This is a genomic window from Pseudarthrobacter sp. DSP2-3-2b1, from assembly GCF_049895945.1.
In the GTDB taxonomy this organism is placed as follows: Bacteria; Actinomycetota; Actinomycetes; order Actinomycetales; family Micrococcaceae; genus Arthrobacter.
The window spans coordinates 120244-135795 of the sequence record NZ_JAFCTI010000013.1 but is presented as its reverse complement, the minus strand read 5'-3'; the positions used below and the strand labels follow the sequence as shown (position 1 = coordinate 135795).

At 65.5% G+C, this 15552-nt stretch carries 10 protein-coding genes; 8 read left to right on the top strand and 2 right to left on the bottom strand.

What is annotated here, in order from left to right:
- The 5 genes from ACP7AX_RS15820 to ACP7AX_RS15800 all read left to right on the top strand — a co-directional run.
- A partial coding sequence (locus ACP7AX_RS15820) for a carbohydrate ABC transporter permease (protein WP_426227705.1) occupies positions 1–745 on the top strand: 745 nt, incomplete at its 5' end.
- Entirely contained in the window at positions 742–1659 is a 918-nt protein-coding gene (locus ACP7AX_RS15815) for an ABC transporter permease subunit (RefSeq protein WP_131684283.1), read from the top strand. The genes ACP7AX_RS15820 and ACP7AX_RS15815, both read left to right, overlap by 4 nt.
- A gap of 25 nt (positions 1660–1684) precedes the next feature.
- Positions 1685–2335 (top strand): Poxvirus protein I5, encoded by a 651-nt coding sequence (locus ACP7AX_RS15810; protein ID WP_426227702.1) that lies wholly within the window; start codon positions 1685–1687, stop codon positions 2333–2335.
- A gap of 57 nt (positions 2336–2392) precedes the next feature.
- Entirely contained in the window at positions 2393–3652 is a 1260-nt protein-coding gene (locus tag ACP7AX_RS15805; RefSeq protein ID WP_426227700.1) for an MFS transporter, read from the top strand.
- Positions 3653–3862: 210 nt separating this feature from the next.
- Positions 3863–5152: an ABC transporter substrate-binding protein gene (locus ACP7AX_RS15800; protein ID WP_426227698.1), complete on the top strand. Its 1290-nt coding sequence runs from the start codon at positions 3863–3865 to the stop codon at positions 5150–5152.
- An 83-nt stretch (positions 5153–5235) separates the two neighbouring features.
- On the opposite strand, the gene ACP7AX_RS15795 is transcribed toward ACP7AX_RS15800, so the two are convergent.
- Together ACP7AX_RS15795 and ACP7AX_RS15790 are read right to left on the bottom strand one after the other, a co-directional pair.
- Positions 5236–8493 (bottom strand): family 78 glycoside hydrolase catalytic domain, encoded by a 3258-nt coding sequence (locus tag ACP7AX_RS15795; protein WP_426227696.1) that lies wholly within the window; start codon positions 8491–8493, stop codon positions 5236–5238.
- Positions 8481–9758, bottom strand: coding sequence for a Gfo/Idh/MocA family protein (locus tag ACP7AX_RS15790; protein ID WP_426227694.1), 1278 nt, complete (start codon positions 9756–9758; stop codon positions 8481–8483). The genes ACP7AX_RS15795 and ACP7AX_RS15790 overlap by 13 nt, the downstream gene beginning before the upstream one ends.
- 329 nt (positions 9759–10087) lie before the next feature.
- Between ACP7AX_RS15790 and ACP7AX_RS15785 the strand changes: the two genes are divergently transcribed.
- Genes ACP7AX_RS15785 through ACP7AX_RS15775 form a run of 3 tightly spaced genes read left to right on the top strand, consistent with a single transcriptional unit; the run spans position 10088 to position 15511 of the window.
- Positions 10088–10822, top strand: coding sequence for a YesL family protein (locus ACP7AX_RS15785; protein WP_426227692.1), 735 nt, complete (start codon positions 10088–10090; stop codon positions 10820–10822).
- Positions 10815–12929, top strand: coding sequence for a beta-galactosidase (locus tag ACP7AX_RS15780; RefSeq protein ID WP_426227690.1), 2115 nt, complete (start codon positions 10815–10817; stop codon positions 12927–12929). Before ACP7AX_RS15785 ends, ACP7AX_RS15780 begins: the two co-directional genes overlap by 8 nt.
- Complete coding sequence (locus tag ACP7AX_RS15775; protein WP_426227688.1) at positions 12926–15511, top strand: hypothetical protein; 2586 nt, start codon at positions 12926–12928, stop codon at positions 15509–15511. The genes ACP7AX_RS15780 and ACP7AX_RS15775 overlap by 4 nt, the downstream gene beginning before the upstream one ends.
- Positions 15512–15552: the final 41 nt, after the last annotated feature.

The window sequence follows — 15552 nt, the reverse complement described above, 5'->3', positions numbered from 1 at the left end:
GATCGGGCTGGATAACTACACCACCATGTTCCAGGACGAACGGTTCCTGCAGTCGGTGGGCGTGACAGTGTCCTACGTGGTCTTCGGTACCCCGCTCAAGCTCGCCGCCGCCCTGGCCGTGGCGATGCTCCTGAACAGCAAGCGCAAGGGCCAGGGCTTCTACCGGTCCGCGTTCTACGCCCCGTCCCTGATCGGCGCGTCCGTGTCCATCGCGATCGTCTGGAAAGCCATGTTCGGCGATTCCGGCCCCGTGGACCAGGGCCTGTCCTTCTTCGGGATCAACCTCGGCGGCTGGGTGGGCAACCCCTCCATGACCATGGCCATGTTCATCCTGCTGACCGTCTGGCAGTTCGGCGCCCCGATGGTCATCTTCCTCGCCGGCCTCAAGCAGATCCCCGCGGACCTCTACGAAGCGGCCTCGATGGACGGCGCCGGTCCCATCCGGAAGTTCCTGAACATCACCTGGCCCATGCTCTCCCCGGTGGTCTTCTTCAACCTCCTGATGGAAACCATCCACGCATTCCAGATCTTCAACTCCGCCTACATCATCTCCAATGGTGAAGGCGGCCCGGCCGGCTCCACCCTCTTCTACACCCTCTACCTGTACCTGCGCGGCTTCTCCGACTTCCGGATGGGCTACGCCTCGGCAATGGCCTGGCTGCTCCTGATCGTGGTCGGCATCATCACGCTGATCATCTTCCGCACGTCCAAGGGCTGGGTCCACTACAGCGGGGACTCAAAATGACAACCATGGCAACCCCCACCCAGTCCACCCCGGACGCACAGGTCCCGGAGTACAACCCGAAATCCGAGTCCCTCACGGCCAAGCGGGTCAAGAGCACCATCTTCCATGCCGTGGCCCTGGCCCTGACCTGCGTGGTCCTCTACCCGGGCCTGTGGATGATCGCCTCATCCTTCAAGCCGAACGCTGAGATCGGCGGGGCGAACACCTCGCTGTGGTCAGAGAACTTCAGCATGGACAACTTCGTCACGGCCATGGAAGGGATCGGCGGGGTCTCCACCCTGACGTTCTTCACCAACTCCCTGATCCTGGCCATCGGCGCCGTCGTCGGCACCGTCCTCTCCGCCAGTGTCTCGGCCTATGCGTTCGCCCGGATCAAGTTCCCCGGCCGCAGCGTGTTCTTCGGCATGATGATCGCCACCTTGCTCCTGCCGTTCCACGTGGTCATCATCCCGCAGTACATCATCTTCAACCAGCTCGGCCTCGTAGACACCTACGTGCCGCTGCTGATCGGCAAATTCCTCGCCGGAGACGCGTTCTTCGTCTTCCTCATGGTCCAGTTCATGCGCAACCTCCCGGCAGAACTGGACGAGGCAGCACGCATCGACGGTGCCGGGCACGTGAGGATCTTCACCGCCATCATGCTCCCGCTGATGAAACCGGCCCTGATCTCCACCTCGATCTTCTCCTTCATCTGGAGCTGGAACGACTTCCTGGGCCCGCTGCTCTACCTGAACACCCCGGACAAATACCCGCTCCCACTGGCACTGCGCCTCTTCGTGGACCAAACCCAGTCCTCGGACTACGGTGCCATGATCGCGATGTCCGTCCTGGCCCTGCTCCCGGTGCTGATCTTCTTCCTCGTCTTCCAGCGCTACATCGTCGAAGGCGTCTCCACCCAAGGCCTCAAGGGCTAACGGCCCGGGATTACCGAGTCAGAAAATGAGCATCATGGACAGCACCACACCCGCACCCGATCGGGAACCCATCCCGGTGAACCGCTTCGCCCTGTTTTCCGAGACCCTCCTGGCCGGACTGCTGGTGCTGGTGCTGTCCATTCCGCTGGTCACGATCCCCGCCGCCTATGCGGCGGGGATCGCCCATCTGGAACGGCACCTCTCCGGGCGGGATGATTCCATCCGCGGCCTCTGGGGCACATTCCGGACTGCCCTGCCGGGCAGCTGGAAACTGGGACTCACGACGGCGGCAGCCGCCGTCGTGATTGTCCTTAACCTCCTGCTCTCGATGGTGGGGCAACTGCCGGGCAGCTCTGTGGTCCTTCCGGCCACGCTGGTCCTGGCAGCCGCGGGAGCCGTGCTGCTCCTGCGCACCACCGCCGCGTGGTCCGACTTCTCCGGCGCCAAACTGGACTCCCGCCCAGAGAGCGCCAACACGCCGTCGGCCGCCTGGTCCTCCGCCCTCAACGCCGGCAAGGCGCTGTCCCTCCGGGACTGGACCGGCTCACTCCTCCTGGTTTCGGCTCTCCTCGGCGCCGTGGTCTTTGTGTGGATGCTGGTGGCCCTCTTTGTGGTGGTCCCCGGCACACTGATCCTGGCCGCCGCGGCTGTCAAGCTCCGGTCCAACCGCGCCTAGCCTTTAGTTCCTGCAGCACCGACACCCTCCCGTTACTACCGAGCTGAGCGACGCGTCGTGTCTTCCGACAGCCCACAGTCCGCAGAATCCCTTCGAAACCCCACAGGGCGGGCCCGCTGGTATCACCCGCTGACCCGGTACAACTACCGCTTGTTTATGGGTATGTCGCTGGCAGGCAGCATGGGCGTCTGGATGCAGCGGCTCGCTCAGGACTGGCTGGTGCTGCAGCTGACCGGGAGTCCGGCCGCGGTGGGCATAGCCGTCGCGTTGCAGTTCCTGCCGATGCTGATCATCGGCCCCCTCAGCGGCCTGCTGGTGGATATGTTCCCCAAACGCCGCATCATGATGGTGTGCCAATCGGTGATCGTCCTGCTTGCTGCGGGCCTCGCAGCCTCGGCCGCAACCGGCAATATCACCGTGTGGATGGTCTACGGAAGCTGCATTGCACTGGGCGTCACCTCCGCGATTGACGGTCCTACGCGGACAGTGTTTGTCAACGAAGTGGTGGGCGACGCCGGACTCCGCCCCGCCATTGGACTCAACAACGCCATTGGCCAGCTCGGGGCCATGGCCGGACCCGCGCTGGGCGGATTGGAGATCGCCGTGGCCGGATCCGCCGCAGCCTTCGCCTCAAACGCTCTTCTGGGCCTGCTGGTTCTTGGCATGATCGCCGCGATTCGGCCCGGTGAACTTTATCCTGGTACGCCCGCGGTCCGGGGCCGCGGCCAACTTCTGGCAGGCTTCCGCTACGTCCGCGAGCGGCCCACCCTGCTCCTGACCATTGCCCTTGCCGGGCTGCTGGGGGCATTCGGAATGAACGGACCCGTGGTGCTGGCAGCCTTTGCGGAACGGGTCTGGCACAACGGTGTTGAAGGTTTCGGTTTGTTCAATACAGTGAGCGCCGTTGGAGCGTTGGCCGGTGCACTGCTCGCCGCACGGCTGCGGACGCTGGGCCGGAAAGGGATTGTGGCAGCGGCGGCCCTGTTCGGCCTGGCACAGTTGGTGGCGGCCCTGATGCCAACCCTCGTTCTCTTCACCGTGATGCTGGCGGTGGTGGGTTTGATGACCCTGCTCTTCCTGACGAGCGCCGCCACCGAGGTCCAGCTGGAGGCCGGTCCCGAAGTCCGTGGGAGGGTGATGGCGCTGTACCTTCCGCTCCTGCTGGGCGGCCACGCCCTGGGCGGACTGCTGGCGGGTTGGCTCACCGAGGAGTTCGGCGTGCGCACCGGCCTGGTAGTCACCGGAGCCCTCGGGATGCTCTCTGCCGCGGTGATCGGTTTACTCCTCTGGCTGAACTCCCGCCGCGCCCTCCGCTGAACCAACCCGGAGTCCGGCGCTGAACTCCCGCTCTGCGCGGCACTGAACTGCCACAGAGTCTCGCGCTGACTCCCGCTCTGCGCGGCACTGATCTTCCTTGTGAGTAAAAGCAAGTTTGTGTGAGTTATTGACGCGTGGCCTGGCTCACACCTATGCTTCCAGAAAGCGGTTTCTTGCATCGTTACCAGCCGCCAGATCAGAGGACATCGAATGCTCTTTCGTGCACGAAAATCCACGCTCCCCAAAACTGCGGCTGTTCTGGCTGCCCTGGCGCTTGCCCTGACTGGCTGCAGCGGCAGCTCACCGGCCGCCTCGGACGGGCCTGTCACCCTTCGCTTCAGCTGGTGGGGCTCTGACGTCCGGCACAAAATGACGCAGGAGCTGATTGAAGCCTTTGAAGCCAAAAACCCCAACATCGACATCCAGGGGGAGTACGGCGATTGGTCTGGCTACTGGGACAAGCTGGCCACGCAGGTTGCCTCCCAGGACGCGCCAGACGTCATCCAGATGGACGCCCAGTATCTTGGCGAATACGCCGATCGCGGTGCCCTGTTGGAGCTGAAAGACGTGGATCTTTCAAAGTTTGATCAGGCCGCAGCCGACGCCGGCAAGACAGATGCCGGTCAGTTCGCTGTGACGGCCGGCATGAACGCCCTGGTGGTTCTGGCCAATCCTTCGCTGTTGTCAGCCAGCGGCGTGACCCTGCCGGACAGCTCAAGCTGGACCTGGGAGGACTATAAGAAAACAGCAGCGGAAATCACCGGCAAGAGCAAGGAAGGTGTCTACGGTTCGGGTGCCATTACTGGGGACGCCTCCTTCAACCTTTGGTTGCGCCAGCACGGGAAGTCCCTTTTCACCAACGACGGCGGCCTGGGCTTTGACGAGGCGGACGCCATCAAATACTTCGAGATGCAGGCCGGACTGCGGGACTCCAAGGCCGTCCCGCCCGCGTCCGTGATGACTGAAGATGCCAGCGCATCACTGGATCAGCAGGGCCTTGCGACGAACCGCGTCGCTCTGGGGTGGGTGTGGTCCAACCAGTTGGGCGCGCTGACCAAGGCCTCGGGACAGGCGTTGGAAATCCACCGGCCGCCGAGCGTGGAGGGCGATGCGGCCAAGGCTGAGCAGTTCTACAAGGCTTCGCAATTTTGGTCTGCGAGCTCCCGGACCAAGCACCCGGCGGAAGTCCAGAAGTTCATTGATTTCCTGGCCAACAGCACGGAAGCCGGCGAAATAGCGCTGGCAGACCGTGGCATTCCGGGCAACTCGGAAGTCCGCGCGGCCGTGGCTCCGAAACTGACTCCTACGGACGCGCTGACCGCAAAGTTCATTGACGACATCGCCGATGAAGTAGGCGAGGCCCCGGCCGTGCCCCCCGCCGGATCAAGCCCCGTTTCAGAAGTCCTGACCCGGTACGCCACCGAAGTGCACTTCAGCCGTATCTCCCCGCAGGAAGCGGCAAAGAAGTCGATCGAGGAGATCAAGGGTTCGCTCACCTAAGAAGGAGTTAACCTGGAATGAACGACGCCGGATGCGAACCGCACCCGGCGTCGTTCGCCTTGGGAGGCCGTCAGGAGTGGCCGTCAGGATGCGTCGGCCGGCGTGAAGGTCCAGGTCCCGCTGTGGATCCTGAAATCCCGCGAGCGCACGTCGGCGCGCTCCGCCGTCGGGCCTTGGATTCCGTAGTTCCCCTCCGGAAGCCGGACCGTGGCGCTAACGCCGGCGGGAACCGTGCACTGCAGGTGCATTCCCTCCGGGGTCCGCTGCCAGCGGACTGTGGCATAGCCGTTGGGCAGCGGGACACTTCCTGTGGCGTGTTCGAGCCGGCACACCGGTGGTTCGATCAGGAGTTCATTGCCACCCGGGATGGTGGTCCGCACTCCGAGCAGGAACTCCAGAATTTCCTTCAGTACGGACGCGGACCACGCGTGGGATTGGCTGTAGTCCGTGCCGTCCGCCAGGTCCCAGGCTTCCCACGTGAAGGTGGCGCCCTGATCGAGGAGCCGTGCCCAGCCGGGCTGGCCGGGGTTGGTGAGCAGATCGAGCACTGCGTCGGTCATCCCGGCGGTGAGCAGTGCGCGCACCAGCCGGTGGACAGTCATGGGTCCCTGCCGCATTCCCTGGCCCGCGATCCTCTGAGCATCGGCCACCACATGGTCCGGATCGGTGATTCCCAGGGACAGCGGGAAGGACGTGGCGTGCTGGGAGGCGTGTGCGCTGGGGGTTCCGTCGGCGTGAAGGCCGTCCACCATCACCCCGTTAACCCGCAGGCGGGAACGGATGCTTTCGGCCAGGGCGTGGGCGTGGCCGGCGTACCGCACGGCAGCATCCTCGTCACCTGCCAAGCTGCACAGCCGGGCCGTGGAAATCAGCGCTGAATACGCCTGCGCATTCACGGTGGTTTTGGCAGCGCAATCCATGTCGTAGCCGAAGCGTCCGGGTGCGGGCCAGTCCACGATGCCGTGCAGATACGGGCCGGAGCCGCCTCCCAGTCCGGTGACCAATCCCGCCGTCGGGCCTTCCGTGGCGAGGTCCGGCAGCGCGTAGCCGGCAGTGTTACACAGATGTGGAAGCAGGTCCCGGATCAGCGCGAGGTCACCGGTCCGCAGGTAGTATTCTTCCGCCCACTCCGGCATCATGAGCGAGAAGTCCGGGATGTCCCGTTTCCCGTCGCCGTTGGGGTAGACCGCGTTGTAGCGCCCCAGGTCCCCGCCATCGGTCCAGTAGCGGGAAGCTGACCAGCCGAATTCCCGCAGCGCTTGTGCGGTGTAAGCATGCTCCCCAAACAGTGCCATGGTGGCGTACGAGATGTTGACGGCGTCGCCGAGGAACTGGCCCTTTTCACGGGTGGGCGTGTCCACGAACTGCTCCTGCACGCCGTAGAGAGCGGAATCGCGCAGCAGCCCGAACACCGCATCCAGGGTGGAATCGGAACTGCTGAAGCTTCCTTCCTGGGGATGCCTGCCGTGCACTACAACGGCTCCCACCCGGGAAAGGTCCGCCGCTTCCACCCCGGGGATTTCCAGGTACCGGAAGCCGAGATGGACGGTGGCGCGGAACTCCTGCTGGCCGTCAGCCTGGGTGTACGGGAAGGACATGTCCGTGTTCTGGCTGGCGGTCTTGCGCGTGTCCACCCGGCCGGCGTCGTCCAGGACGTAGCCCGCCCGGATCATGACGGTCCGGCCAGCCACGCCGTTGAGGAAGTCCACCTCCGGACGGGCCGGGATGACCTGGCCGAAGTCCGCCACCAGGGTGCCGTCTGCTGCCGTGACGAATGCTTGCGGTGCAACAAAGGTCTCGGCGAGGGATGTACGCCGCGGGTGCAGGGCCGGGAAATCGGGGACCGGGTGGGCGCCATAGCTGAGGGCGGGCAACAGATCGTGTACGGCAGCCAGTGCTGACGTGGCCTCCCCGTCGAGGTGTTCCACGGGATCGCCTTCGTCGTTGCGGTAGCCCGATTGGCGGTAGGGCGCCTCCTCGGCCGTCCAGTCCGTTCCGGAACCGAAGACCTCGCGGCGCCCGTCGGTGTAGTCCACGCTGAGCCGGACCAGCAGCCCGGGAACTCCTGCGGCCCTGCCCTGGCCGGGACCGTACCAGTGCAGCAGGGCTGTCAGCGGAACCGCCGTTGGCAGGAGTGCGGAGCTTGGCGAGGGAGTAAAGGCGCTGAGCTGCGCGGTGACATCGGCGGCGTCGTAATATCCCTCCCCGGGGTACCCGAAGGAGGTGATGCTCAGGCAGGTGGTGCCGTCCACGGCCAGCTGGGCATGATGGCTTCCCGCGGCAAAAAGGCGTGCGCGGGCGACCGTTCCCGTGAGCCGGACGGTAGAGCGGAAGAGCGTCCATTCGTCGGGCTGCCGGTGGGTGGTGGTCTGCGTCCAGCTGCTCAGCACTTCGAGGGCTTCGGCCGCTGGGCCGCCGAACCGGTGGTCCAGCAATACCCCGCCGCCAGCAGGGGCCGGGGTGATCACGCGCAGGGACGCGTACTCCGCTTGGCTGCGCGGGCCCTGGTGGAGTGCAAGCTGACCGTGAAACCCTGGGGCGGCAGGCTCGGCCACAGTGAGCAGTTCGGCGCCGTCGAGGCTGACAGTGATGCTGGTGCCGTCGTCGTCAACTGCCAGATCATGCCAGGTGCCGGGGACCAGGTCCTTGCCGGGCAGCCGCTCCTGAGCGGACTGGACAGCAAGTTCAAGCTGGGCGCTGGCAAGTACCTCGGTGTCCGGAGCCGCAGCGGCGGGAATTTCCCAGGCGGGGGCGCGCCGCAGGACAACGTTGCCCCCTGAGTTCAGTTCCAGCAGGAGCCCGGTTCCGGGGCCCGTGCTGCGCAGGAGCAGTCCGGCCCAGCCCATCACCGGCTTGAGGCGGGCTTCCACGCGCACTTGTCGGACCGGGGCGCAGGGGAGCGGCAGGAAGGGTGAGCCTGCCACCCGCAGGGCGCCGTCCACGATTTCCAGGGGAGCCCGGCCGCCTTGTGCCCGGTGGATCCAGTCAGCGTCCCACCCGGTGTCTGAGAGTCCGGTGCCGAAGCGGCCGGGTTCGGACCATGGCCCTTGGCGCCCGGCGGAGTCACGGACCCGGACGCGCCAGCTATAGTCCGCGTCTTCTGCCAGAGCAGGTCCGCCGTGGGCGATGTTGGCTTGCACTCCGGAAGGGACGGGCCCGGAGCACCAGATCTCCGCCCCCTCCGGGTCCTGGACGGCGATTTCGTAACCGGTCTGCGTGGCAGCGGCGGGGTCAGCGTCCTCCGGATGGGCCAGTTGCCAGCCGAAGACTGGCTTGAGGGACGCCGTCAGGCAATTGGCGAGGCCGTCGGTCAGCAGGCCGGTAGCGGTCAGCGCGCCCACGCCAGGCCGAGTTCCTTGAAGGTGGCATGGTCACGCGTGGCCCGTTCGAGGGCGTCTTCAATCCCGACGACGACGGCGTGGGCGGAATCGCCCTCTCCGACCCACTGGACGTACTCGCTGCCGATCAGGGCCGGCAGCGGCGCGGTCCGGATGGCTTCCAGCACCAGCATGAAGGCTCCGCTGTCCAGGAGCGGGCTGATCAGGGCGGTGCCGTCGCGGCGGTGGGCGATGAGGTTTTCGGTGAGATCGTCCCGGCCGAAAACCTGCTCACTCTGTCCCGCCGCGGTGGTGACGGTGAGGCGGTCCTCCGTGTAGTGGAATACGGCCTTGCCCTCGGAGCCCTGCAGCGTCACGTAGGGCTCCACCGACTCGGTGGCGCAGATCGTGAGAGCACAGGTGACCGGCAGTCCTGCGGTGGTGCGGATCCGGATGACTGAGGTGTCATCGGATTCGATGTCGTTGGCGCGGTAGAGGTCCGTCTCCACCGAGGCGACATCCGCCATGGTGCGCGCACCGGCGATCCGCAAGGCTGTTGCCACAGCGTGGGCCAAGGGATTGGTCGCCACCCCGTCAACCACGTCAACCCCATCGATGCTCCGTTTTCCGGCCCAGCGGGAGCGCTTGTAGTACGCCCTGTCCCGGACCCAGCGGCCCGTGGCCGAGATGCCTTCCAGGGTGCCGATGGCACCGCTTGCCACGAGTTCCTCAATGGCCGCCAGTGCATGGGATCCGAGGCTTTGGAAGCCGATCTGGACGCTCCGGCCGGACTTTTGGGCAGCCTCGCAGAGGGCGTTGAAGTCAGCAAGTGATGCCACCGGCGGCTTCTCGAGATAAAGGTCCGCAGCAGTGGCCAAGGCGGCCAAACCGAGTGGCGCGTGGGTTTGGATGGGCGTGGCCACGATGATCACGTCAGGGTCCGGCTCGGCAGCCAGGAGTTCGGTGAGCCCGGGATGAACTGCCGCCGTTGCCGGCACGGATCCGGGCGCGGGCGGCTGGGGATCGGCCACTGCCACGAGTTCGACGACGCCGGCCGCCTGAAGCCGCTCAAGGTTGCGCAGGTGGTGCGAGCCGAAGCCGTGGACGCCTACCAGCGCTATCCGCGCTGCTTGGCTTGGCGCAGTGGCTGACGTTGGGGCCTTTGGGGCCTGGACTGGCACAGTGGCTGACGTTGGGGTTTGGACTGGCGCAGTGGCTGGCGTTGGGGCCTGGACTGGATGTTCGTTCCGGGACTGGAACTCGGCGTCGGTGCCGGCTGACGTTCCCATGGGTCTCCGTTTCTGCCCGCAGGCATAAGGAATCTTGGCTCCAGCCGTTCGGGACCGCGCCGGAGCGGACAAGTGTGGCGGCTGCCCAAAGCATGAGCCAGCAAGCGCCGGCCGGCAGTCATGCGCCAGCATACCGCAGTCCGGCAAGCGCTTTCCAGTGTTCAACCTGATGCTTTGACCGCCTGCGATTCCAGCAATGTAACGATTCAAAATTTCGCTTGACGCGCTTGCGGGAAGGGGTCTACGTTGTGAGAAACCGATTACTCATGTGACGCGACCCACTTTTGGAACCGTTTCTGCAACGATGGAGAACCGAACGGAGCTTTGCCATGCTGACTGGAGCCTTCAGTGCACGTGCTTACGCATTCTTCGACACCCTGCTCTGGATCGCCTGTTTGAACCTGCTGTGGATACTCTTCACGCTGTTGGGTTTGGGCGTCCTGGGAGTAGGGCCGGCAACGGCTGCGGCGCACATCCTGGTCCGGCGCAGATCCCGCGGTGAGGCCGCGCCGCTCCTCAAATCCTTCACCCGTGAGTACTTCGCGAACTTCGCCCGGGCTAATGCCCTGTCCTTACCCGTGATTGCTGTAGCCGTTGTCCTGGTGATGAACTGGAACTACGCGTCACGGGCTGATGGCCTGATGTCCGAACTCTTGGCTGCCGGCACTTTCGTGGGCGCACTTTTCCTGGCCGGCGTGGTCTGCTACCTGTTCCCGCTTTACGCCCGCTACGAACTTCCGCTGGCGCAGTATCTGATGACCTCCTCGCGCTTCGCGGTCCGGCACCTGGCCGGCACGGTCATCCTGCTCTTTGTCAGCGCCGCGGCAGTTTATGCCAGCCGTACGCTCCCCGGACTGATCCCCTTCTTCAGCATTGGTGCCTGGCTGTATGTGACCGGCTGGCTGTGCGACCGCTTCTTCACTGCCAACGACGAATCGGTGGCGGACCTGGCTCCGGCACCTGGCATGACAACGGCGCCCGCCATGACAGCGGCGCCTGGCATGACAGCGGCGCCTGACCTGGCTGCCGCCCGTCCCCTGCAGCAGGGGGCTCCCGTTGCCTGAGCTGATTGACGGCCAGCGTTCCAACGGCCAGCTTTTTGACGGCCGCCTCCTCTATGGCGCCGCGGTCTATCCAGAGGTCCTCGACGCCGCAACCTTTGACGCCGACGCTGCACACATGGCCCGGCTGGGCATGAACACGGCCCGGCTGGGTGAGTTCATGTGGTCTGCCCTTGAACCGGAAGACGGCCATATCCGCCTGGACATCCTGGAGCGCGCCCTCGACGTGCTGGGTACAAACGGAATAAAAGCCATCCTCTGCACCCCTACGGTGACCCCGCCGGTCTGGCTGACGCACGGTCAGCCGGAGCGGCTGCATCATACGGCCGACGGCGTCGCGCTGGGTCACGGCTCACGGCAGCACATCTGTACGAACAACCCGGTCTTCCGCGAAAAGGCAGCACGGATCACTCAGGCCCTCGCAGCCGCCGTCGGAAACGACTCCCGGGTGCTGGCCTGGCAGTTGGACAACGAGTTCAAGTCCCATGTGGGCGGCTGCCACTGCCCAACGTGCGCCGGGCTGTGGGCCGGGTGGCTCACCGCCAAGTACCAGGAGGTGGAACTGCTTAACAGTGCATGGCATTCCTCGGTCTGGAGTGAAACGTATCAAGACTTCGCCCAGGTGCCCCTTCCCGGCCCCACACCCTTCCTCCACAACACGTCGCTGGTCAACGATTTCAGGCTGTTCAGCCAGGAGAACATTAACCGGTTTGCCGGCGAGCAGACGGACATCATCCGCACCCACAGCAACTTGCCTGTAACGCACAACAGCGGCTTCGGCTTCGATCTGGACAACGCAGCACTCTTTGACGGCCTGGATTTCTCCAGCTTCGATACTTACCCGGCCGCGGATAACCATTCCGCGTTCCTGATGAACCTGGACTATTTCCCGGGGCTGGCCAAGTCCCGCCGCACCGTCCTGATGGAAACCAGCCCCAGCCACGGCGGCTCCGTGCAAAATTACGGTGTGCCGCACCCGCAGGGCTTTGTCGAAGCGGAGGCCTTTGCCAACTACGCTTCAGGGTCCGCCGGATTCCTGTTCTGGCATTTCCGCCAACACCGCGGCGGCAGCGAGCAGGCGCACGGTTCGGTGGTCAGTGCATGGGGCCAACCCACCATCGGTTACACCAGCACCGAGGCAGTCGGCGCGATGCTTCCTGCCATGAAGCCACTGCTGGACCACAGCAGCCCGGCGCGGCCCGCCGTTGCCGTCCACTATTCGGACCACGCCAAGGCCTTCCTGGCAAGCGAAGCGGGTGACGGGTCCGGCTACCGCGGCCTGATCTCGGCGTTCCACGCAGGACTGGTCCGGGCGGGTATCCAGCGGTCACTCCTACCGGTGGACGCCTCCCTTGCCGGCGTCCGTGTGCTGTTCACCCCGTTCGTCCACCACCTGCCGGCAAAGGACAGGGAGCGGATCCTTGACTGGGTCCATGCCGGCGGGACCTGGGTCTGCGGACCCGGGACCGGCGGCCGGACGGAACACCACACCTGGCATGCTGACTCCGCCCTCGGCGGTCTGGAAGCCGCGGCCGGCGTCGAATCCGTTTTCCAGTTCCCGGCCACCGGCTCAGGTTCCCGGGGCAGCATCCTGGGTCACGACGTCGTCCTCTCCCGCATGAGCACTTTCTTCCGCCTGCCCGAATCTGAATCACCCCGCGCGGCAGCCGCTCTGGGAACGGTCACCGCAGGTCCTGCGGAAGGCCTCGAATTCGCCACCGAACGCCGGATCGGCGCGGGCCGGATGATTCTGCTGGGTGCCCACCCCGGGACCGGGGGAGCGGACGACGACGGCGCGGCGCTTGCCGCCGTCGTCGAGCATGCGTGCGCCGGGGTACTGCCCACTGTGCGCACCGCCGGCGGCACGGTGGTGGATTACCCGCGCTGGCGCAACGGCCGGCTTCAGCACTGGCTGGTCAACATGGGCGGCGAACCGGGCACGTTCACCCTGGCGCGTCCCGCGCGCAGGCTGCTCACCAGGAGTGACGTCCATTCCGCAGCCGGATCACACCTGGGTCATCCCGCCATCACGCTGACCGGTGGCGTACACACCCTGGGGGCCTACGACTACCTGGTCCTGGAAGACATCAAAGAGGAGCGCTCACTGTGAAATGGCTTGAACAGGCACCGCGGGCTAATACGGCGGCGTCCTTTGGCCGGCCGTGGAGCGAGGGCGAGCTGGCCCCTGACCACGTCGGGAACCTCCGGCTCGCCAATGCTGCGCTGGTTCACGAGGCCAGACCGCTGGCTTTCTGGCCGGATGGCAGTGTGAAGTGGACTGCCCACGCTGTGGTGGTTCCAGCCGGAACGGAGGCCGGGGGCTTGGAGCCGGTGCTGGCGCCGGACTTGGAGACTGTGCCCGCGCCGGGCAGGGCAGCAGCCGCACTGGTGCCCCGTCTGCTGGCTACCCAGGAAGGTGGCGCCATCCGCGTCGACACCGGAGCGTTCGCCGTGACCGTTCCGGGGCTTGCCGGGAACACCGGAGAGGCACTAACAGGCCCGTTTATTGCCCCTGACGGGAGTCAGCTCGGCGATGCACTTCGCCTCGTGGTCAGTGCGCCGGATGTAGAAGTGAGCGTTGAGTCCGCGGGCATCGAAACCCCAGGGGCTGTGCGGACTGTGCTCCGGATTGAAGGATCGGTGACCGCGGGTGGCACTGAACTGCTCCGGTTCATCATCCGTCTCACCTTCTTCGCCGGCCAGCCCACTGTGCAGGTTACCCAGACCCTGCTGTTCCAGGACGCCGCGAAGGACCGGATCATCAAGGGTCTCGGGCTGCGGCTCGACAGGAGCCTGAGCGGGGACCTGCTGAACCGCCGCGTCAGCATCGCCGGGGACACCGCCGTCTACACCGAACCCGTGCAGTCGCTCTACACGCGGCCGTTCAGCGGCGACAACCCTGACTACGCCCGCCAACTTGCTGGTGACGCCGTCGAAGAATCGGCAGATACCGCCGCCCTGTTCGCTGTCGGACGGCAGAACGCCGTCTGGTCCGCCTTCCGGGTCACCCAGGAATCCGAGGACTACTTCCGGCTGGAGAAGCAGACGGCGGCCAAGCTGCTTCCCGTCCGGATGGGCAAGGGCCACCGCAGCAAGGGCCTCCTGTATGCCGGCGACACCACCGGAGGCGTGGCAGTCACCCTGCGCGGGTTCTGGCAGAAGTTCCCTGCAGCCCTGGAAGTGGACGGCATGGCGGGGGACACCGCCTCCTTCACCGCCTGGTCCTGGGCCGAATCCGTGGAGCCAATGGACCTGCGCCACTACTCGGACGAATGCTACGTGCCGAGCGCCTACGAGGGCTTCGACGAGCTGCGATCCACCCCGGAGGGCGTGGCTAACACCTCCCACATTTCCTTTGACTTCGTGGACAATTCACCATCCAACGGCTGGCTGTGGGAGCTCGCCTGTGAACGCCAGGAGCCGGCCCAGCCGGTCTGCTCCCCGGAGCTCTACTACTCGTCCCGCGCTGCCGGCACCACGTGGGGGCTGCCGGAAACGGTTCAGGCCGGGGCTGCGGTGGAACAGCGGCTCGACGGCCTCGTCGATTTCTACACCCAGGAGGTTGAGCAGCGGGGCTGGTACGGCTACTGGAACTTCGGCGACTTTATGCACAGCTATGACCAGTACCGCCACCAGTGGCGTTACGATCTGGGCGGCTTCGCCTGGGCCAACAACGAACTCGCGCCCAACATGTGGCTTTGGCAATCGTTCCTGCGCACCGGAGATGCCCGGGCTTTCCGGCTCGCCGAGGCCATGACGTGGCACAGCGCCGAGGTGGACCGGCACCACTTCGGCGAATACTCGCAGCTGGGTTCGCGGCACAACGTGGTCCACTGGGGCTGCGGCTGCAAGGAAGTCCGGATCAGCATGGCCGGCCTGCACCGGTACTACTACTTCCTCACCGGAGACGAACGCATCGGGGAACTCCTCTCCGAGGTGCGCGATGCCGAACACGCTTTGGACCGGTTGGACCCCATGCGCGAGTTCTATGAGCGCACGCCGGAACGGACGCACATCCGGATCGGCCCGGACTGGTCTGCGCTGGTCTCCAACTGGTTCAGCGAATATGAGCGCACCGGAGACGCCCAGTGGAAGGACCGGATCACCAAGGGCATCAGCCAGCTCGAGGCCATGCCGCACGGGTTGCTGTCCGGACCCACCGTTGAGTTCGACGCCAGGGCCCTGGACCTGCACCACATGTTCACGGGAACGGAGGGCGGCTTCCACATGATCATCGCGTTCGGTTCGCCGCAGGTCTGGATGGAGGTTGCCGAGGCGCTGGACCATGAGGGCTTCCGCCGCATGTTGGCCGATTTCGGCAGGTTCTATGCGCTCCCGGAAGAGGAGAAGCAGCGCCTGACCGGCGGTGCCCTGGACGATTCCCATTTCAGCTGGCCCTCCATGGCCACGGGCATGATGGCCTACGGCGCCTGGTACTACCGCGACGAAGAACTGGCTGCCAAGGCGTGGGACATCCTGCTCGAGAACGCGGGCGGCGGACTCTCCGCCCCTTTCGCCGAATCGCTGCAGCACGCACAGACCTGGCAGCCCGTCGTCGAACATCCCGCCATCTCCACCAACTGGGCCTCCCAGTGGGCCCTCAACGCCACGCTCTGCCTGGAACTGATAGGCCCGCCGGGCAATCCCCGTTGGGCAGACCGCCCCCGGAACCTGACGCGCACCGCCAACTGAACCGAACTGCACCAACCGAACTGCACCAACCAAACTGACCG

Excerpts from the sequence above, each read along its gene's own strand:
- ACP7AX_RS15815 (WP_131684283.1), top strand. The coding sequence starts at position 742 with ATGACAACCATGGCAACCCCCACCCAGTCCACCCCGGACGCACAGGTC.
- ACP7AX_RS15810 (WP_426227702.1), top strand. The coding sequence starts at position 1,685 with ATGAGCATCATGGACAGCACCACACCCGCACCCGATCGGGAACCCATC.
- ACP7AX_RS15800 (WP_426227698.1), top strand. The coding sequence starts at position 3,863 with ATGCTCTTTCGTGCACGAAAATCCACGCTCCCCAAAACTGCGGCTGTT.
- ACP7AX_RS15790 (WP_426227694.1), bottom strand. The coding sequence starts at position 9,758 with ATGGGAACGTCAGCCGGCACCGACGCCGAGTTCCAGTCCCGGAACGAA.
- ACP7AX_RS15785 (WP_426227692.1), top strand. The coding sequence starts at position 10,088 with ATGCTGACTGGAGCCTTCAGTGCACGTGCTTACGCATTCTTCGACACC.